This window comes from Rhodoferax sp. ZS1R8 (genome assembly GCF_056521325.1).
This window is the reverse complement of the sequence record NZ_JBWMBA010000004.1, coordinates 551,560-570,833: the sequence shown is the minus strand read 5'-3', so window position 1 is coordinate 570,833 and position 19,274 is coordinate 551,560. Positions and strand designations below refer to the sequence as shown.

General features: G+C 60.1%; 19 protein-coding genes and 1 pseudogene. 8 read left to right on the top strand and 12 right to left on the bottom strand.

All coding sequences use genetic code 11. The features are described from left to right. Positions 1-3: 3 nt before the first annotated feature. The 3 genes from AC097P_RS16800 (at position 4) to AC097P_RS16790 (ending at position 2,581) form a co-directional block, all read left to right on the top strand. Entirely contained in the window at positions 4-1,827 is a 1,824-nt protein-coding gene (locus AC097P_RS16800; protein ID WP_479611569.1) for an acyl-CoA dehydrogenase C-terminal domain-containing protein, read from the top strand. A 65-nt stretch (positions 1,828-1,892) separates the two neighbouring features. Continuing rightward, positions 1,893-2,153, top strand: coding sequence for a hypothetical protein (locus AC097P_RS16795; RefSeq protein WP_479611568.1), 261 nt, complete (start codon positions 1,893-1,895; stop codon positions 2,151-2,153). 56 nt (positions 2,154-2,209) lie between these two features. After that, positions 2,210-2,581 carry a PIN domain-containing protein gene (locus tag AC097P_RS16790; protein WP_479611657.1) on the top strand — a complete coding sequence of 124 codons (372 nt, stop codon included), beginning with the start codon at positions 2,210-2,212 and terminating at the stop codon, positions 2,579-2,581. A gap of 84 nt (positions 2,582-2,665) precedes the next feature. Here AC097P_RS16790 and AC097P_RS16785 read toward each other — a convergent pair whose 3' ends face one another. Then, positions 2,666-3,307: an RpiB/LacA/LacB family sugar-phosphate isomerase gene (locus AC097P_RS16785; RefSeq protein WP_479611567.1), complete on the bottom strand. Its 642-nt coding sequence runs from the start codon at positions 3,305-3,307 to the stop codon at positions 2,666-2,668. Positions 3,308-3,588: 281 nt separating this feature from the next. Between AC097P_RS16785 and AC097P_RS16780 the strand changes: the two genes are divergently transcribed. The 3 genes from AC097P_RS16780 (at position 3,589) to AC097P_RS16770 (ending at position 5,596) form a co-directional block, all read left to right on the top strand. Further along, a complete protein-coding gene (locus AC097P_RS16780) occupies positions 3,589-4,221 on the top strand; it encodes a LemA family protein (RefSeq protein ID WP_479611566.1) in 633 nt (210 codons plus the stop codon). Between the two features lie 101 nt (positions 4,222-4,322). Then, on the top strand, positions 4,323-5,096 hold the full coding sequence (locus tag AC097P_RS16775) for a TPM domain-containing protein (RefSeq protein WP_479611565.1): 774 nt from the start codon (positions 4,323-4,325) through the stop codon (positions 5,094-5,096). A 2-nt stretch (positions 5,097-5,098) separates the two neighbouring features. Then, the gene (locus tag AC097P_RS16770; protein WP_479611564.1) at positions 5,099-5,596 is read left to right on the top strand and encodes a TPM domain-containing protein; all 498 of its coding nucleotides are present in this window, start codon (positions 5,099-5,101) and stop codon (positions 5,594-5,596) included. Positions 5,597-5,638: 42 nt separating this feature from the next. Here the strand turns inward: AC097P_RS16770 and AC097P_RS16765 are convergent, their stop codons facing one another. From AC097P_RS16765 to AC097P_RS16715, 11 genes and pseudogenes are all read right to left on the bottom strand, one after another. Next, a complete protein-coding gene (locus AC097P_RS16765; protein ID WP_479611563.1) occupies positions 5,639-6,043 on the bottom strand; it encodes a DUF305 domain-containing protein in 405 nt (134 codons plus the stop codon). A 27-nt stretch (positions 6,044-6,070) separates the two neighbouring features. Continuing rightward, positions 6,071-6,400, bottom strand: a complete 330-nt coding sequence (locus tag AC097P_RS16760) for a four-helix bundle copper-binding protein (protein WP_479611562.1) — start codon at positions 6,398-6,400, stop codon at positions 6,071-6,073. 287 nt (positions 6,401-6,687) lie between these two features. Next, positions 6,688-7,101 (bottom strand): YybH family protein, encoded by a 414-nt coding sequence (locus AC097P_RS16755; protein ID WP_479611561.1) that lies wholly within the window; start codon positions 7,099-7,101, stop codon positions 6,688-6,690. Between the two features lie 81 nt (positions 7,102-7,182). After that, positions 7,183-7,401: a copper-binding protein gene (locus tag AC097P_RS16750; protein ID WP_479611656.1), complete on the bottom strand. Its 219-nt coding sequence runs from the start codon at positions 7,399-7,401 to the stop codon at positions 7,183-7,185. 57 nt (positions 7,402-7,458) lie between these two features. Beyond that, a pseudogene (locus AC097P_RS16745) lies at positions 7,459-7,941 on the bottom strand (cupredoxin domain-containing protein); the annotation flags it as partial. A 26-nt stretch (positions 7,942-7,967) separates the two neighbouring features. After that, positions 7,968-9,404: a multicopper oxidase family protein gene (locus AC097P_RS16740; RefSeq protein WP_479611560.1), complete on the bottom strand. Its 1,437-nt coding sequence runs from the start codon at positions 9,402-9,404 to the stop codon at positions 7,968-7,970. Beyond that, positions 9,401-10,780, bottom strand: coding sequence for a TolC family protein (locus tag AC097P_RS16735; protein WP_479611559.1), 1,380 nt, complete (start codon positions 10,778-10,780; stop codon positions 9,401-9,403). The genes AC097P_RS16740 and AC097P_RS16735 overlap by 4 nt, the downstream gene beginning before the upstream one ends. An 11-nt stretch (positions 10,781-10,791) precedes the next feature. After that, positions 10,792-11,148, bottom strand: a complete 357-nt coding sequence (locus tag AC097P_RS16730; RefSeq protein WP_479611558.1) for a hypothetical protein — start codon at positions 11,146-11,148, stop codon at positions 10,792-10,794. Between the two features lie 118 nt (positions 11,149-11,266). Beyond that, positions 11,267-11,665, bottom strand: a complete 399-nt coding sequence (locus AC097P_RS16725) for a hypothetical protein (protein ID WP_479611557.1) — start codon at positions 11,663-11,665, stop codon at positions 11,267-11,269. Between the two features lie 45 nt (positions 11,666-11,710). Beyond that, positions 11,711-12,235: a Cu(I)-responsive transcriptional regulator gene (gene cueR / locus AC097P_RS16720; RefSeq protein ID WP_479611556.1), complete on the bottom strand. Its 525-nt coding sequence runs from the start codon at positions 12,233-12,235 to the stop codon at positions 11,711-11,713. A gap of 108 nt (positions 12,236-12,343) precedes the next feature. Further along, the gene (locus AC097P_RS16715; RefSeq protein WP_479611555.1) at positions 12,344-12,535 is read right to left on the bottom strand and encodes a heavy-metal-associated domain-containing protein; all 192 of its coding nucleotides are present in this window, start codon (positions 12,533-12,535) and stop codon (positions 12,344-12,346) included. A gap of 163 nt (positions 12,536-12,698) precedes the next feature. Between AC097P_RS16715 and AC097P_RS16710 the strand changes: the two genes are divergently transcribed. Together AC097P_RS16710 and purL are read left to right on the top strand one after the other, a co-directional pair. Continuing rightward, positions 12,699-14,930, top strand: coding sequence for a heavy metal translocating P-type ATPase (locus AC097P_RS16710; RefSeq protein WP_479611554.1), 2,232 nt, complete (start codon positions 12,699-12,701; stop codon positions 14,928-14,930). 137 nt (positions 14,931-15,067) lie between these two features. Continuing rightward, positions 15,068-19,153, top strand: coding sequence for a phosphoribosylformylglycinamidine synthase (gene purL / locus AC097P_RS16705; protein WP_479611553.1), 4,086 nt, complete (start codon positions 15,068-15,070; stop codon positions 19,151-19,153). Positions 19,154-19,274: the final 121 nt, after the last annotated feature.

Genomic DNA, 19,274 nt, shown 5'->3' with positions numbered 1-19,274 from the left:
GCCATGCTGCAATACAAAGCCCCCCTGCGCGACATGCGCTTTTTGATCAACGAAGTGCTGGACTACCCCCAGCACTACAGCACGATGTCCAATGGCGCGGACGCCACACCCGAGATGGTGGACGCCATCCTGGAAGGCGCGGCCACGCTGTGTGAAGAGGTGCTGGCACCGCTGAACGCATCTGGTGACAAGGAAGGCTGCCATTTGAACGACGGTGTGGTGACCACGCCCAAGGGTTTCAAGGAAGCCTATGCGCAATTCATCGCTGGCGGATGGCAGGGCCTTTCCTTCCCTGCAGAATACGGCGGCCAAGGCCTGCCCATGTCGCTGAACCTGATGAAGTCGGAAATGATGGGTGCGGCCAACTGGTCGTTCAACATGTACCCGGGCCTGAGCATTGGCTGTATCAACACGCTGCTGCAGTACGGCACCGATGCCATCAAGACGGTGTACCTGCCACGCCTGGTGGCGGGTGAATGGACCGGCACCATGTGCCTGACCGAACCCCAGTGCGGTACCGACCTGGCCCAGGTCAAGACCCGCGCCGAGCCGCAAGCAGATGGCAGCTACGCGCTGACCGGTACCAAGATTTTTATCTCGTCTGGCGACCATGATCTGGCGGAGAACATCGTCCACATCGTGCTGGCCCGCTTGCCCGGTGCACCCGAAGGCACACGCGGCATCTCGCTGTTTGTGGTGCCCAAGTTTGCGGTGGCCGCTGACGGTAAAGTGGGTGATCGCAACGGTGTTAACACCGGCTCGCTGGAGCACAAGATGGGCATCGCTGCCAACGCGACCGCGGTGCTGAATTTCGACGGCGCCATCGGTACCTTGATTGGCGAGCCGAACAAGGGCTTGGAAGCGATGTTCACCTTCATGAACACGGCCCGCATCGGCACCGCCATCCAGGGCGTGGCCCATGCTGAGCTGTCGTTCCAGGGCGCCTTGCCCTATGCACAAGAGCGCCGCTCCATGCGCGCACTGTCGGGCAAGAAAGAGCCCGAGCAGGTGGCAGATGCCTTGATCTGGCACCCTGATGTGCGCCGCATGCTGCTGACGCAAAAGGCGATTGCCGAAGGCGGTCGTGCCATGATTTACGGTGCGTCCAAGATTGCCGACAAGATGTTCAACGCCGTGACGGAAGGCGACCAGGCCAAGTACAAAAAACACGACGACGAGCTGGGCTTCTACACCCCCATCTTGAAGGGCTTTTTGACCGAGATGGGCCTGGAAGCAGCCAACCTGGGCATCCAGGTGTTTGGCGGCCACGGCTATATCGGCGAACACGGCATGGAGCAGATCGCGCGCGATGCCCGCATCTCCACGCTGTACGAAGGCACAACCGGCATCCAGGCGCTGGACCTGCTGGGCCGCAAAGTGCTGCTCAACACCAAGGGCAAGTGTGTGCGTGATTTCAGCGGCACCATGCTGCGCATGGTCAAGCCCTATGCACTGCAGCGCACGCCCATGGGCCAGATGATGCGCACATTGGCGCGCCGCACCGCGCAGTGGAACGTGCTGACCACACTCATCATGCTGCGCGCGTCCAAGGACCGTGAGCAGGTGGGATCCAGCAGCGTGGACTACCTGATGTACTCCGGCTTTGTGATGATGGCCTACTTCTGGGCGCTGCAGGCATCCAAGGCAGTCGAGCTGTTGGCCAGCGGCAAGGGCAAGGAATCGAATGACTTTTACACGGCCAAGATCCAGACCGCAGAGTTCTACTTTGCGCGTTTGTTGCCCCGTGCAGATGGCCACTACAGTGCGGCGCTGGCACCCACCAGCGCAGTGATGCAGATGCCGCAGGAGCTGTTCCAGATGGCGTGAGGCGGTTGGACGCGGGGGACCATGCGAACTACAATACACCCATATTCTCAAATATGGGTACCCCTATGAAGACCACCATTGAAGTGTCTGACGCTCTTTTCCACTCGGCCAAGGATTTCGCGCAGCAAAGCCATACCACGATGCGCGCCTTGGTTGAGGAGGGCTTGCGTCGCGTCATCAGTGATGCGCAAATCAAAGCTAAACCGTCTTTCAAACTCAAAGACGCGCGCGTACATGGCAAGGCGATGCTGATGTCTGATCCGCGAGACTGGCAAAAGCTGGAGGAAGAGCAAGTCATTAGCCGTGTCACGAAGCCCCATCCATGATTGCGGTTGACACCAATATCTTGGTGTATGCGCACCGGGGCGAATCCGCATTTCACCTGCCAGCTTTTGATTGCCTGAAGTCGCTGGCAGAAGGCCGTCAGCCGTGGGGAATTCCGGTGAGTTGTCTGCACGAATTTCTGTCCGTGGTCACCAATTCTAAAGTTTTCAATCCACCCAGCAGCTTCGAGCAGGCGTTGACACAAATTGACGCTTGGCTGGCATCGCCAACAGCCTTGCTGTTACACAGCGGACCGCAGCACTGGCGAATATTGTCGGATCTAACCCGCAAGGCCAAGCTGCAGGGAGGGCAATTCCACGACGCGCGCATCGCGGCCATCTGCGTTGAAGGTGGGGTGTCAGTGCTATGGAGCGCAGATCGCGACTTTGGGCGCTTCAAGGCTTTGAAAACAGTTAACCCCCTGGTTTGAGGTGTCACTGGCGTGCCAGCTGAGAAAGCTCCCCGCACAAAAAGCCTACCCACAAGGTCGGCTTTTTTTTGGGGCCTGTGCGAATTACGCAGCCAGCACGCTCTTCAGGTAGGCGGAGATGGCGGCGTCCTGGCTGTTGGCGAAGAAGTATTCCTGGAACTTCTCGCCTGCGATAGCGGCCTTCAACAGGTCCTGGTCCACGGTCTTCAGCACGGTCAGCATGTCTTTGGTGGCCGCAGCCTTTACATCTTTGAGGATGCTGCGGTTCTTGGCCATGATGGCGGCGCGTTCCTTTGGGTAGCCGGCGCCGCGCTCGTTTTCGAGCAACTTGCGGTAGCAGTCCTGCAGGTTCAGTTCGGCGGCCCAGCCAAAGCCCTTGGCGTAAGGCATGGACATGCAGTTGCCATCGTTGATCTGGCCGAACAGGAAGGCGTCGGTCGGATCGATGACCAAGCCGCAGAACACGCCCGGCATCGCGTTGCACGCCAGCATGGAGCCCATGCCCGTGCCACAGCCGGTAACGACAAAGTCCGCCGCCTTGGAGTTCAGCAGGATGCCGGCCAGCAGGCCATTCATCACATACGTGAGCGATGCCTTGTCGTCCGCGGTGTACATGCCGTAGTGGTGCACAGCGTGGCCCAGCGGCTCAGCGACGGTTTTGAGGGCAGTGGCGATGATTTCGCTCTTAGCGGCCTGGCTGTTTTCGATGATCAGTGCGATTTTCATGGTCGATTTGTTCGGGTGGTTGTTTCGTAAGAAATGAAATGCAATTTCAATTAACGGACCGATTGTCGCAAATTTAGGGGCACTCTGTCGTTTTCGCTCTAATTTCTTCACAACCGGACCTCAGCGTATCCGCGACGAGTGCCCGTTGCCTGAGGACTCTTAGGAGGACAAAAATTCACACACAGTGTGCGGTAGCGCACTTCATGCCTGCCGGGTGCAGGTCAATAATTTGTCGCGTTGACTGCGCTAGGCAGTCTGGATGTACAGGTAAAGGAAGCAACATGCGAAAACTATTAGCGGTACTTGCGGCAACGCTGGCACTGGGCCTCTCGGGCTGCGGTTACAACACATTCCAAACCAATGACGAGCAGGTCAAGGCGAGCTGGTCCGAGGTGGTAAACCAGTACCAGCGCCGGGCGGATCTGGTTCCCAATCTGGTCAACACGGTCAAGGCAGAGGCCAAGTTTGAGCAGGATACGCTGACCAAGGTAATCGAGGCCCGTTCTAAAGCAACCTCCATTTTGGCCACGCCAGAGTTGGTCAACGATCCGGCAGCCTTTCAAAAATTCCAACAGGCGCAGGGCCAATTAACCGGGGCGCTATCCCGGCTGATGGCAGTGTCTGAAAACTATCCATCTTTGAAAGCCAATCAGGCCTTTCGCGATCTTGCCGCCCAACTGGAAGGCACCGAAAACCGCATCACCGTGGCGCGCAACCGCTACATCGCATCGGTGCAGGCCTACAACGTGACGGTGCGTTCGTTCCCATCCAATCTGACGGCCATGGCCATGGGCTACAAGGAAAAGCCTAATTTCACTGTCGAGAATGAAAAAGAAATCGCCCGACCACCCACCGTCAATTTCGACACTGCGCCGGCCAAACCCGCGGGCCCAGCGTCCGGGGTGGCCCAGTGATCCTCTGGGAGCAGTTCAAGGCGGTTTGCCGGGCATTTTTGCTGGCGGGGGTGTTGGGTTGGCTCGTACCAGCCACTGCGCAGGTTCCCGTTCCCCCTTTGATGGGGCATGTCACTGACCTGACCGGCACGCTGACGAACGAGCAGAAAGCGAGCCTGGAGCAAACCCTGGTCGCGTTTGAAGCCAAAAAGGGTAGTCAGCTTGCCGTCCTGATGGTCGCGACTACTGCCCCGGAAGAAATTGAGCAATTTGCATTGCGTGTTGCCGAAAAATGGAAGCTAGGGCGCAAGCGGGTCGATGACGGTGCCATCGTGGTTGTCGCCAAGAATGACCGGGCGGTGCGCATCGAGGTAGGCTATGGCCTCGAAGGGGCACTCACGGACATCACCAGCAAACGCATCATCAGCGAGACCATGCTGCCCCCATTCAAAGCGCAAGACTTCTTTGGCGGTATCTCAGCGGGGGTTGGTCAAATCATCCGCGTGGTGGACGGCGAACCCTTGCCCGCGCCCAGCGCCTCGCGCGGCCCAAGCCAAGGCGGCATTCAACAGTCTTTGCCCATGTTTTTCATCGTCGCCCTGGCTGTTGGCGGTGTGTTGCGGGGCGTGTTGGGCAAGCTCCTTGGTTCGGTCGTCACCGGTGGCGTCGTAGCTGTGATAGCTTGGTTCGTGGTGGGCACTGTGGCGATGGCAGTCGGTGCTGGCGTGGTTGCGCTGCTGGTTACGCTGATGGGTGGTGGCCTGCTGGGCCGCGGCGTGGGCGGGTACTACGGCGGCATGGGTGGTGGGGGCGCAGGGGGAGGCATGGGAGGAGGCGGGGGCTTTAGTGGTGGCGGTGGCAGTTTTGGCGGCGGTGGCGCGTCGGGGAGGTGGTAGCTATGGCAATCCAACGCATCTTCAAGCACCTGTTGACAGGCCAGCGGCAGCTAAAAGCGGCCTTTCCAGCGCACGTATTGGAGACCATTGAGCAAACGATCAGTGGCAGCGAGGCAAGCCACACCGGAGAGCTCCGGTTCGCGGTCGAAGACGCGCTGGACGGCAGGGCATTGTTCAAGGATCAGACTCCGCGAGAGCGGGCGATCGAGCTGTTTGCACAACTGCGCGTGTGGGATACAGCGCACAACAATGGGCTGTTGGTCTATCTACTGCTAGCGGACCGGGCGGTCGAGATCGTAGCGGACCGCGGCATCCACGCCAAGGTGGGTATACAAGCGTGGAGCACAGTCTGCCAGCAGATGGAGAGCGATTTCAAGCAATCGAATTATGAAGCTGGTGTAGTCCGCGGTGTGCAGTCCATCACCCAGCAACTGGCATTGCATTTTCCTGCGGATGGTCCATCTAGGAACGAATTGTCGAACCGACCGGTGCTGGTCTGAGCCGTTTATTTCAAGAAACGGATTTTTTGAAGAACGGTGGTTTTATTTCTGCTTGGCCAACCACCGATCAAACTGGGCAATCTCTTTCTTTTGCGCCGAAATAATTTTTTTCGCCATGGCTTTCATCTCTGCCGACTTACCATGTGCGAGCTCCATGTCGGCCATGTCCAGGGCTTGCTGATGGTGCATTTTCATCATCATCGCAAAGTCCTTGTCTGTGTCGCCGGACATCTGCATCTTTTGCATGTCGTCCATCCCGGCCTTCATCGATTGCTTCATGTCGTGCGAATCCATCATGCTGCTCTGCGACCCAGCTTTGGGCGTCGCGCTGGCAGTTGCGGCCATAGGCATGGCGGGCTGAGCCTGTACGATCGTAGTGGCGAGACAAAACGCGGCCATGGGAATGAGGCACCGAATTTGGACGGATTTGCGTACTGCGTTGGTCATGGAAATTCCTTGATTGATAGTTAAGAGTTACTTTGCCGTGCTGCGGCAGGCAGAAGCGCAAAGCTTGCACGCCTCGGCGCATTGTTGGCAATGGTTCATCGCGTGCTTGGCACATTCGGTTGCGCAAGCTTCGCACGCTGTCGCGCAGAGGGCGCACACGGCCGCCAGGTGCGTACCTCTTGAGGCGATAGACGTTGCGGCCAGACGGCAAATCTCTGCGCACTCTAAGTCCAATGCAATGCAATGGGCCATTGGCTTGGGGTTTTCCTCTTTCAAGCAAGCCGCTGCGCATTGAAGGCAGGCCGCAGCACATTCGTTGCAGGCACGAAGGCATTCGATTTCTCTCTGAGTGAGCATCTTGATCTCCAGACTATGTTCGTTGATTGGATGTCCATAGTCTGCCTATCGGTTTATGCAGACGGTGCGGCAGCGCACGCTTGGGGCGTGCGATCGATGCTAGGTTGTGAGCACTAGGGGATCGCGGGATTGCAGCCGAAGAAGACCAGCAATTCAGAAACCCCATGCAGCCGAGTTTGGTCGACCAGGGCACGCATCACTGCGTCCGTTTCCAACACTCAGCACGGAGTGACGCGGTAGCCGCGTGTGCACCAAACATTGGCGCACCGCTGGCATCACTCGCACGATTACTGTTTGTGTGATGACCAATGCACGTGCTGGATCTTCCAAGCGTCGCCCTCCCGGCGAAACACCATGGTCTCTTGGCCCACATAGCGCACACTTTTGCCTTTGACAGTCCCGGTTGTTTCGCTGGACTGCATGAGTACGCACGTCGATTCGTCGCACTGCTGCCGCGTGTTTTTTATCGTTCGTTGTGTAGCCTTAGCAAACGCTATGTCGGCTGCGAGATGGTGGGATATGTATTCATCGCGCGTCTCGGCGTGACCCGATTCGTAGATCAGCGCCGTAGCGGACAGCAGGGCACTGGCGCCATCCGCATTTCCCGACGCTAATGCAGCGTGGAATTTGGACGCTACCTCGCTTGCTGCATCGCCCAAGGTGGTTTCGGCACCATGGGCCACGCTGGCTATCACCAGCATTGCGGTGCATATAGTCCTGATTGTGAATTTCGTTCCAAGCATTGTTTTATCCAGTTTGAGCATTGATTACTTCGGACAGCGTTACTTTGCGGTTTGAATATCCGTCACCACAATCGCTCCGCCCGTTTTTTCCGCCGTAAAACGCACCTTGTCTCCGGCCTTGACGCGGCTCAGCATGGCTTCGTCCTTTACCTGAAACACCATGGTCATGCCGGGCATGTCGAGGCTCTTGATCTCTCCGTGTTTGATTGTGATCTTTTTGTTGTCCATATCGACCTTGCGAATTTCTCCTTCGGTCATGGCACCAGGTTCAGTCAACGTCGGGGTTTCTTTCTTGGTGTCTGCAAGCGCCATTGAGCCGCCCCCCACGGTAACGATGCCCTTCATGCCGGCATCGTAGTGACCCGGTTGCAGGCAGGCGAAATTCACTTTGCCGGCCTTGGTGAATTGCCAAATGATTTCGCCGGTTTTACCCGGTGCGACCGTCACCATGTTGGCATCCGCATGTTCCATCTCTGGGTTTTTCTTCATCACCTCGTTGTGTGCTTTGAGTTCTTTCTCGGAACCCAACACCATTTCGTGCTTGATGGCTCCAGAGTTTTTAGCAACGATTCGAATCGTCTCACCTTGCTTGACGGTGATGCTGGATGGTGTGAAGCGCATGGCGTCGCTCATATCGACGGTTACCGTGCGGCTTACCTTGGCGGCGTCGCCGGCTTTGCCAATGGATTCTTCAGCGTGGGCATGGCCTCCGGCATGGTTGCCAGAAGCGAAAGTGGCTGTAGCCCCCGCTAACATTGCGTAGGCAGCTATCAATTTGAGAGTTTTGGTGGTTTTCATGGTGTTTCCTTTTGGTTGGTGGTTGATTAATGTTGCATGTTGCCCATGCCGCCCATGACTGGCTTGCGGACCTGGACTTCGACTTCTTCGGCTGGCATGTTCTGGGCCTTCATAGTCTGGCCGCCCTCGGCTGCAAACCGTGCCGGGTTGGGCAGCGTGCCGGTCCACTCGTAGGCGACTTCGCCGCTGGGGTGTTTGTACCAACCAGGGTCTTTGTAGTCACCGGCCTTTAGGTTCTTGCGCACCTTCAGCACTGAGAACATGCCACCCATTTCCACCGATCCGAACGGGCCTTCGCCCGTCATCATCTTGGCGGTGTTGTCGGGTATGGGCATTTCCATCTCGCCCATGTCGGCCATGCCGCGTTCGCCCATGACCATGTAGTCGGGAATGACGTTGGTAATCTCGCGTACCACCTTGCGGTGGTCCACGCCAATCATCGTGGGTACGTCGTGGCCCATGGCATTCATCGTGTGGTGGCTCTTGTGGCAGTGGAAGGCCCAGTCGCCTTCCTCGTCGGCCACAAACTCGATCTGGCGCATCTGGCCTACCGCCACGTCGGTAGTCACCTCGGGCCAGCGCGCGCTGTGGGGTACGGGCCCGCCATCCGTGCCGGTCACCGTGAACTCATGGCCGTGGATGTGGATGGGGTGGTTGGTCATCGTCAGGTTGCCCATGCGGATACGCACCTTGTCGTTTTTGCGAACTACCAGAGGGGCTATGCCGGGGAAGACACGGCTGTTCCAGCTCCACAGGTTGAAGTCCAGCATCGTCATGGTCTTGGGGGTGTACGCACCAGGGTCTATGTCGTAGGCATTGAGCAGGAACACAAAGTCCCGGTCCACCGTGCTGATCTGCGGGTGTTGTGCCTTGGGGTGGGTGATCCAGAAACCCATCATGCCCATGGCCATCTGCGTCATCTCATCCGCATGCGGGTGGTACATGAAGGTGCCAGGCCGCCGCGCCACAAACTCGTAGACAAAGGTCTTGCCGGGTTGAATGGACTTTTGCGTCAAGCCGCTGACACCGTCCATGCCATTGGGCAAGCGCTGGCCGTGCCAGTGCACGCTGGTGTGCTCGGGCAGCTTGTTGGTGACGAAAACGCGCACCCTATCGCCCTCAACCACCTCGATGGTGGGGCCTGGTGACTGGCCGTTATAGCCCCATAGGTGGGCTTTGAAGCCGGGGGCCATTTCGCGCACCACGGGTTCAGCCACCAGATGAAACTCCTTCACGCCCTGGTTCATGCGCCAGGGTAGCGTCCAGCCGTTGAGGGTGACCACTGGGTTGTAAGGGCGACCGGTGGCAGGGACCAGCGGCGGCATGGTGTCCGGCTTGGTTTGCAGCACCGGCTCGGGTAGCGCGGCCATGGCCACTTTGCTGACCGATGCGGCCAGTACGGCGCCGGAAATAGCGCCGGTAAGGGCGCCAGCGCCACTTAAGAAATTGCGTCTGTTGTTCATGGTGTGATTTGTGTTTGTGGTTTGCCCAGCAAGGCTGTAGATAGGCCAGCATCGGCCAGCCAGAACTGTTGCTGCGCGTTGATGGCGGACATCACGCTGGCGATTTGCTCTCGGGTCTCGGCCAGTAGTTCGAAAACGCCAATCAACATGCCGTTGTAGCGCAGCACGTTTTCCTCAGCCATGGACTTACGTAACGGCACGATCTCGTCGCGGTAGTGCCGGGCAAGGTCGTAGCTCGTGCGGTAAGCGGAATAGCTGGTCCGCAGTTGCGGCGCGGCGGCGCGGATCACGCTCTCGTAGTGGTTGGCAGCGGCCAGCGTTTGGGCATTCATGGCCGCGCGCTGATCACCGCCCCAGTCAAACACCGGCAGGCGAATCGCCAGCGAGTAGCCGTTGCGATCGGCCGATGTGCCGCTGCTGGTGTCCGTCACGGTGTCACGGCGCACGCCGACTTCCACATTGGCCAGCGTGCCCAGCAGGGTCAAGCCCTGGGCCTTGCCTGCGCCCTCCAGTTGTACTTTCGCTTGTCGCACATCCAGACGCTGTTCCATGGCCGTGGCGCTGAGCTCGCCAGCATCCCGCGGTTGATCAGGTAGGTCCGGCAGACGATCGGGCAGCTTCAACATAGCGGTCTGCGCGTCGTCCAGACCCAGTTGTCGGACCAATTCCTCGCGTGCCGCCAGGGCCGCATGCCGGGCCAGGGCCAGTTGCGCGATGGCGTCGGCATAAAACACATGTTGGCGTGCGCGCTGTAGCTTGTTGAAGTTGCCGACTTGTTGCATGCGTTTGGCCAGCTCTGCACTGGCTTGGGCCGCTTTGTTGACCTGCTCGGCATACTGGGCCGTCTGTTCGGCCGCTACCGCGCGCACCCAGGCTTGCCGCACTTCGGCGACACGGTCGACTACGTTTGCACTGAGTTGAATATTCGCCTGCGCCAGTTGGTTGCGCGCAATGCCCTGACGCCGGGGCAGGGTCAGCAGATCCAATAGGCCTATGGACAGTGATCGGTTCAACTCCACTTCATTCAAGAGCTGGGTGCGCTCAAACGTTAGCAAGGGATTGGCTATCCTGCCTGACTGGTTGATGGTCGCCATGTCGGCCCAGCTTTGCGCCAGTAGGGTCTGCAAGGCCGGGCTGTTGGTAAGTGCCAGTTGCACAGCGTCGGGCATGCTCAGCGGTTGGGACAGCAGTTGTTCGCTGCGCTTTGCGCTGGCTCGGCGTTGCGCGTCAGTTTGTCGCAGTTCCAGTGTGTCGGGGACGAAACCTTTGCTGTTCTGGCGGGCTTCGTTCAACGTCTGGTCGAAGTTCACCGCTGCACAGCCTGTGAAGAGCAACACGGCAGCGCTGACGGAGATGAGTCTAAATGGTGTTTGCATGGTGGTTCCTGTCACTTTTTTCCATGGCCAGCATGGGGGTTAGCGGCGGGAGTGGTTGAAGCTGCGGGCGCCGGTGTGTCTGCAGCGGCTGGTTCCGCTGCTTCTTTGGCATAGGCTCGCCATCCACCAATTTTTTCGACCGTGGCGTTGGTTTCCTTCCACGGCAATACCTTCTGGTCCGTGAACGGTTGGTAGCCGTCAAATACAGATCGGTAGGGCGGGGGCGTAGCAGCGGTTGAGACCACTGCTGGGGCTTTAGCGGGTGCAGGCGTTGGCGCGACAGGTGGTGTGTTCACCTGGGCCGTACCCGTCAACGCGGCCAGCGCAGGCAGAGCGCTTAGCCATGAAATGGTCAATCGTAGGGGCATGAAGTCCTCGCACAATGAAAAAATGAAAGCCAGGGTGGCCAGCACGATGCTGGGCAATGGCAGACGTAGCAATGCATCCGCAGCCCGCTGTTGCTAAAGGCAGCGGGCCGGGTGGGGCTCAGGCGCGAGGCGGTTTGTCGGGGACGGGGGAGGGGATGGTGTGAATCAGCACCAGCGGTTCGGCCAATTCAGACTGAGCAGCAGGTGCTACCGCCATCGATTGCTGCAGCCCGATCAGGGCCGCACCATTGCAACAGGCAGCGCAGATGCTGCACTTGTGCTGCTTATTGTTCTGTGTATCGGGCAGGGCGCCGTGCGTGGAACCCGTTGCCTCAGTATGTACATGTGCTACGGCTGACTGGCCGAGCATTGCAGCGTGGTCGTGTGGTGCATCGGCGGCTGGGGCGCTGTGGTGTTTTGCACCCATGCCGCAAAACAGCATGGACGCGGCAGCAAATCCCTGTATAGGGAGTGCAGCCATCAGTAGCCAAGCGAACAAAATGCGCAACCGGATCATAGGTTTTGCATTTTACTGGGCGTGGGCTTTCGCCGCACCCCGCATTCAGGCCATCAGGTCAATATGGCTGCCGGGGCCGGCAGACGGCTGCTTGGTGAAGCTGTTGACCAGTTCGCCGTCTTTGCGCTTGGCCTTGTTCACTGTAGCGCTGTGCTGGGGTGCCGTGGGGCTGTCTACCGCCAGATTGTCCAGAATGGCGCAGGCGGCGTGGTCATCGCCCTTGCATGCCGTGACCAAATGCTGCAACGCGTCTTTCATCTCGGTGATCTCGCGCATTTTTTCTTCCAGCTCATCCAGGTGGCGCTGCGCCACGGCCTTAACCTCACGGCTGGTGCGTGCGTTGTCACCCCACATACCTATCAACTCGGCAATCTGCTCCATCGAAAACCCGAGTCGGCGCGACTGGCGTATAAAGCGCAGCACCGATAAATCACGAACCCCGTACAAGCGATAGCCAGAGTCGCTGCGCTCGGCCGGCGGCAACAAGCCAATCTGCTCATAGTTGCGAATCATCTTGGTCGAGACGCCTGCGGCTTTGGCTGCTTCTCCAATGTTCATCAAGGGGTTCATGGTCTGCTCCTCGTCCGTTACTTGGGACCGATGCCTGCACTATCAAGCTTTCCACGGTGGGAAGGTCAAGTGCCCCTGATTGTGCAGGGGTCTTGCAATAGCAAGCGATCAGGCGGGTGGATAGCCCGCTTCGGTCAAGGCTTCTACTAAAGCAGATTTTTCCTCGGTTGTCTGTACGCTGACCTTGCGCTGCGCCAGGTCGACACTGACCTTGCAGTCCGGGTCTGCGAAAGCAAGTGCGGCACTCACCTTGGATACGCAGTGGCCGCAGGTCATACCGGGGATTTGAAATTCGATCATGGAAGGCTCCGAAAAAGTTAAGAGAACTGCAGTCTGGTGCTTGCCACGGGGGAAAGGTCAAGCAAGTGCAGGGTGTGGGGGCGGTGCTTGACCTTGCCATCGTGTAAAGGCCAACAGTTCGCTCCATGCCCACCGGGTACTTATCCACTCAAGGAGATCGAATATGGAAACAACCAACAGTCTTGCAACCCATGCCCTGAACCTGAGCATTGAGGGCATGACCTGCGCGTCTTGCGTCGGGCGTGTCGAAAAGGCGCTCAAAAAAATGGCCGGCGTTGTAGAGGCCGAAGTGAACCTGGCCACAGAAACTGCGCGTATTGTGGTCACCGACGCTGGCATGGCGGGCGCCCTGATCGGAGCAGTCGACAAGGCCGGTTACCAGGCCAGTGTCATACAAGCCCAGGACGAAGGTGGCGTGGCCGAGCGTCCACGCAGCAAGGGTGAGCCCTGGTGGCCCGTAGCCCTGGCCGCGGCACTGTCCACTCCCCTGGTGCTGCCCATGCTGGCCATGGTGTTCGGCCTGGATTGGACGCTCAGACCTTGGCTACAACTGGCTTTTGCTGCTCCTGTGCAGTTCTGGCTGGGTGCACGCTTCTACCGTGCGGGTTGGAAAGCCTTGCGTGCCGGTGCCGGCAATATGGACCTGTTGGTGGCGCTGGGCACATCCGCGGGTTTTGGACTGAGCATCTACCTGATGTTCCAACATGCCGACCACGGCATGCCGCACCTGTATTTTGAAGCGTCGGCGGTCATCATCACGCTGGTACTGCTGGGCAAATGGCTGGAGGCCAGGGCCAAACAGCAAACCACGGCCGCTATTCAGGCGCTCAATGCCCTGCGTCCCGAGCTGGCGCTGGTACGCCGGGATGGGGCAGATGTTGAACTGCCGGTCTCGCGCGTGGCCGTGGGTGATGTGGTGGTTATTCGGCCTGGCACGCGCATTCCGGTCGACGGCATCGTATTGGAGGGTGCAAGCCAAGTGGACGAATCATTGATCACCGGGGAGAGCCTGCCGGTCAGCAAACTCGTGGGTGACCGGGTCACCGGCGGTGCGGTCAATGCCGAAGGTCTGCTGCTGGTGCAAACCACGGCGGTAGGTGCGGAGTCCACGTTGTCGCGCATCGTGCGCATGGTGGAATCTGCCCAGGCAAAAAAGGCGCCTATCCAGCGCATGGTGGACCAGGTGAGTGCCGTGTTTGTGCCGGTTGTGCTGTTGTTGGCGCTGCTCACTCTGTTGGGCTGGGGCATCTACAACGGCAACTGGGAGCAGGCCATTTTGAACGCGGTGGCCGTGCTGGTCATTGCCTGCCCCTGTGCGCTGGGCTTGGCCACACCCACCGCCATCATGGCGGGCACCGGTGTGGCCGCACGCCACGGCATTTTGATCAAGGACGCCGAGGCGCTGGAGATCGCCCACACCATCGACGTCGTGGCATTTGACAAGACCGGCACCTTGACGGAAGGCAAACCCAAGCTGGTTGCTGCCGTCGCCGCCCAGGGCCAAGCCCATGACTTGTTGCCCTTTGCCGCGGCGCTGCAGCAAGGCAGCGAGCACCCTCTGGCCAAGGCCGTGCTGGACGAGGTGCGGGCGACCGGGATCAGCGTGCCGACGGCCAGCGATGTGTCTGCAGTCCCCGGGCGCGGTATGTCGGCTACGGTACGCCGACGCCTGATACGCCTAGGCAGCCCCCGCTACATGCAGGAGCTTGGGGTTGACACCACCGAACTGGACCAAGAGGCTGCCGAGCTGCAGGCGCAAGGGCGCACGGTATCCTGGCTGGCCGACGTGACCGATCAGCCACGCTTGATCGGCATGCTGGCCTTTGGTGATGCGGTCAAAGCCAGCGCATTACAAGCCGTGCGCAAGCTGCAAGTCCTGGGCGTGCGTGCCGTGTTGGTCACGGGTGACAACAAGGGCAGCGCTGCGCTGGTGGGTAGCGCCCTGGGCATGGACGGCATTGAGGCCGAGGTGTTGCCGGCGGACAAGGCCGCCATCGTTGGCAAGCTCAAACAACAGGGCGCCACCGTTGCCATGGTGGGGGACGGCATCAACGATGCACCGGCCCTGGCCGCCGCAGATGTGGGTATTGCCATGTCCACCGGCACCGATGTGGCCATGCACGCCGCAGGCATCACGCTGATGCGCGGCGACCCGGCGCTGGTGGCCGACGCTATAGACATCTCGCGGCGCACCTACCGAAAGATCCGCCAGAACCTGTTTTGGGCGTTTGCGTACAACATACTGGGCATTCCGCTGGCGGCTTTTGGCCTGCTCAACCCTGTTGTGGCAGGTGCGGCCATGGCGCTCAGCAGTGTGAGTGTGGTCACAAATGCCCTGATGCTGCGGCATTGGAAGGCGGCACCACCGGCGCAGGCCGATCGGCGGTCGGTCTGACAGGACGGGGACTGTCGGGCGGCGTCTGCGGGGCGGGTAAAATCGGCGGGCTTGACCCCATGCCCATTCAGCGCAGGGGGATGAGTTGGATTTTCAACCCAAAGCCCACCCTCAGTCCACACTTCCAGGCCGCCCCAGTGACTCTGCACATCACCCAATTCGAGGGCAGCAACGCCCTGAGCAGCTTCCGCGTTCAACAACTCCTGCCCGCCTTAACGGCGATCCACGAGAAAATCTCCGGCATTTCGGCCCGCTTTGTCCACCTGGTGGCCAGCGATACAGCCCCTGATGCTGCGCTGAGTGCCCAACTGGCGGCCCTGCTGACCTATGGTGACCCTTACACCGGCCCGACCGATGGCCCGCTGATCGTGGTGTCGCCGCGCCTGGGCACTGTGTCGCCGTGGGCGTCCAAGGCGACGGACATTGCGCACAACTGCGGCCTGGCCGTCAAACGTATCGAACGCCTGGTTGAATACCGCCTGACATTGAAGAACGGTCTGCTGAGCAAGACGGCTTTGACGGCTGAGCAACTGCAGCAGATCGCCGCCGTTTTGCACGACCGCATGACCGAAAGCGCCATGCTGGAGCGCGCCCAGGCCCTGGGCCTGTTTGGCGCGCTGCAGGCCGCGCCCATGGACCATGTGGATGTGCTCAAGGGTGGAAAAGATGCCCTGGTCAAGGCCAACACGCAGTTCGGCCTGGCCCTGGCCGCCGACGAGATCGATTACCTGGTCAACGCCTTCACCACGCTGGGCCGCAACCCCACCGACGTGGAGTTGATGATGTTTGCCCAGGCCAATAGCGAGCACTGCCGCCACAAGATTTTCAACGCCCAGTTCACGATCGATGGCGTCGCGCAGGACAAGAGTATGTTCGGCATGATCCGCCACACGCACCAGGCCAACCCGCAGCACATGCTGGTGGCGTATTCGGACAATGCCTCCGTGATGGAAGGCGTGGTGGTGGAGCGGTTTGTAGCCAAATCAGCAGGCATCAAGAGCCAATCGGGCTCTAGCCCTGGTGGAATGAGCGTAGCCAGCTATGAAAAACATAGCGAAACCAACCACATCCTGATGAAGGTGGAGACCCACAACCACCCGACCGCCATATCCCCATTCCCCGGCGCATCCACCGGCGCGGGCGGCGAGATCCGTGACGAGGGCGCCACCGGCCGCGGCTCCAAGCCCAAGGCGGGTTTGACCGGTTTCACGGTTTCCAAGCTGTGGGGTGGCGATTTCGGCAAGCCCGAGCACATCGCCAGCCCCCTGCAGATCATGGTCGAGGGCCCCCTGGGTGGCGCGGCCTTCAACAACGAATTTGGCCGGCCCAACCTGCTGGGCTACTTCCGCGAATACGAGCAAAGCGTGGTCAGCAATGTGGACACCGTGCAGCGCGGCTACCACAAGCCCATCATGATCGCCGGTGGCCTGGGCGTCATCGACGCCACGCAGACCCACAAGATTGAGTTCCCCGCCGGCAGCCTGCTGATTCAGCTGGGCGGCCCAGGCATGCGCATCGGCATGGGCGGCAGTGCGGCCAGCTCCATGGCTACAGGTGCGAACGCGGCCGAGCTGGACTTTGATTCGGTGCAACGCGGCAACCCCGAGATCGAGCGCCGGGCACAAGAAGTCATCAACCAGTGCTGGATGCTGGGAAGTGGTGAAAGCCCCTCCGGTAGCGGCGCCGCTGGCGTCGGCGGCAACCCAATTCTGGCGATCCACGATGTGGGCGCCGGTGGCCTCAGCAACGCCTTCCCCGAATTGACCAACGATGCCGGCCGTGGTGCCCGCTTCGATTTGCGTGCCGTCCAGCTGGAAGAGTCCGGCATGGCACCGAAGGAAATCTGGTGCAACGAGAGCCAGGAACGGTATGTGATGGCGATTGCCCCGGAATCGCTGGAGCTGTTCACTGCCATTTGTGAACGCGAGCGTTGCCCGTTTGCGGTCATTGGCGTCGCCACCGAAGAACGCCAGTTGAAGCTGGTGGACGAGGGCGCCGAATCCCCTGTAGATATGCCGATGAACGTGCTCTTGGGCAAACCGCCCAAGATGCACCGCGACGTTAAAACCGTGGCCCGCAGTTTCAAGCCGCTAGACCTGACCGGCGTGGACGTGCAAAAGGCCGTCATCGACGTGCTGGCCCACCCCACGGTAGCCTCCAAACGCTTCCTGATCACGATTGGCGACCGCACCGTCGGTGGCCTGACCCACCGCGACCAGATGGTTGGACCTTGGCAGGTGCCGGTGGCGGATTGCGCCGTCACGCTGGCCGACTTCAAGGGTTTTGCCGGCGAAGCCATGTCCATGGGCGAGCGCACACCGCTGGCTGCGTTGGACGCACCCGCATCGGGCCGCATGGCCGTGGCCGAGGCGATTACGAATCTGCTGGCTGCGCCCATCGAGCTGCCCCGCGTCAAGTTGTCTGCCAACTGGATGGCCGCCTGCGGCGAACCCGGTGAAGACGCCGCGCTGTACGCCACGGTCAAGGCCGTGGGCCTGGAGTTGTGCCCGGCGCTGGGTGTGTCCATCCCCGTGGGCAAGGATTCGCTGTCCATGCGCACGCAGTGGAAAGATGCACAGACCGACAAGAAGGTCACATCCCCCGTCTCGCTGATCGTCAGCGCCTTTGCCACACTGGCTGATGTACGCGGCACGCTGACCCCCCAACTGAACGCGACAGAAGACACCACCTTGGTGCTGGTCGATCTGGGCCACGGCAAGAACCGCATGGCCACCAGCATCCTGGCGCAGACGCTAAACCAGGTGGGCGACGCTGTGCCTGATCTGGACGATGCCAAGGATTTGGTAAATCTGGTGAATGCCGTCAACGCCTTGCGCGCCCAGGGCAAGATACTGGCCTACCACGACCGCAGCGATGGCGGCCTGCTGGCCGCCGTGGCCGAGATGGCCTTTGCCGGCCGTGTCGGCGTGTCGCTGAACGTGGACATGCTGGTCACCGAAGGCGACGGCATTTCCGATAGCCGCATGGATGTCGGGGACAGCAAAAACTGGGCAGGCCAAGTCGGCGCCCGCCGCGAAGAGCTGACGCTGAAGGCCTTGTTCAGCGAAGAGCTGGGTGTCGTGCTGCAGGTGCGCACCGCAGAGCGCTCCGAGGTGATGGCCACGTTGCGCGAGCATGGCCTGTCCGCACACAGCCACTTCATCGGCAAGACCCGTCCCGCTTCCAGCGAGATCGACGCCGGCAAGAACGAGCTGCAAGTCTGGCGCGATGCCAAGGCCATTTTCAAGGCACCGCTGGCCGACTTGCACCAGGTCTGGGACGCAGTGAGCTGGAAGATCTGCCAGCAGCGCGACAACCCAGCCTGCGCCGATGCAGAGCACGCCGCCGCCGGAGCGCTGGGCGATCCCGGGCTCCATGTTTATATGCCAAATCAGGCTGTAGCCCTCGTGCAGAGCGCGCAAGCAGCTACAAAAAATGTAGCACCCGCCATTCTCACAGCCCGTCCCAAAGTGGCTGTGCTGCGCGAACAGGGCGTTAATTCCCATGTAGAAATGGCCTATGCCTTCACCGAGGCTGGCTTTGAAGCCTTTGATGTGCACATGACCGACCTGCAAACCGGCCGTGCGCAGTTGGCCGACTTCAAGGGTATCGTGGCTTGCGGTGGTTTCAGCTATGGCGACACCTTGGGCGCTGGCATTGGCTGGGCCCGCTCCATCACCTTCAACCCGGCACTCGCCGACCAGTTCAAGGCTTTCTTTGGCCGCACGGACACGTTTGGCCTGGGCGTGTGCAACGGCTGCCAGATGTTTGCCGAGCTGGCTGACATCATCCCCGGCGCGCAGGATTGGCCACGTTTTACCACCAACCAGAGCGAACGCTTCGAGGCGCGCCTGTCCATGGTGGAGATTCTGGAATCACCGTCGATCTTCCTGTCGGGCATGGCCGGCAGCCGCTTGCCGGTGGCTGTGGCCCACGGCGAGGGTTACGCCAACTTCAAATACCGTGGCAACGCAACAAAGGCCGTTGCGGCCATGCGCTATACCGACAACCATGGCGTGGCGACCGAGGCCTATCCGCTCAACCCCAACGGCAGTCCTGGCGGCCTAACCGGCGTAACCACGGGCGATGGCCGCTTCACCGCATGGATGCCCCATCCAGAGCGCGTGTTTCGCAATATCCAGATGAGCTGGACCGATGCCGACCGCAGTGCGCACAGCCCGTGGATGCAGCTGTGGCACAACGCGCGGCGTTGGGTGGGTTAGCTGTAACGCGTTCAGCGCAAGCCGAAGAACGACAGGACAGCAATGATGATGACGACTGCGCCAACCAGGTAAACGATGCGGTTCATGGATAACTCCTTTTGAAAAATTGAACAAAGCTTGA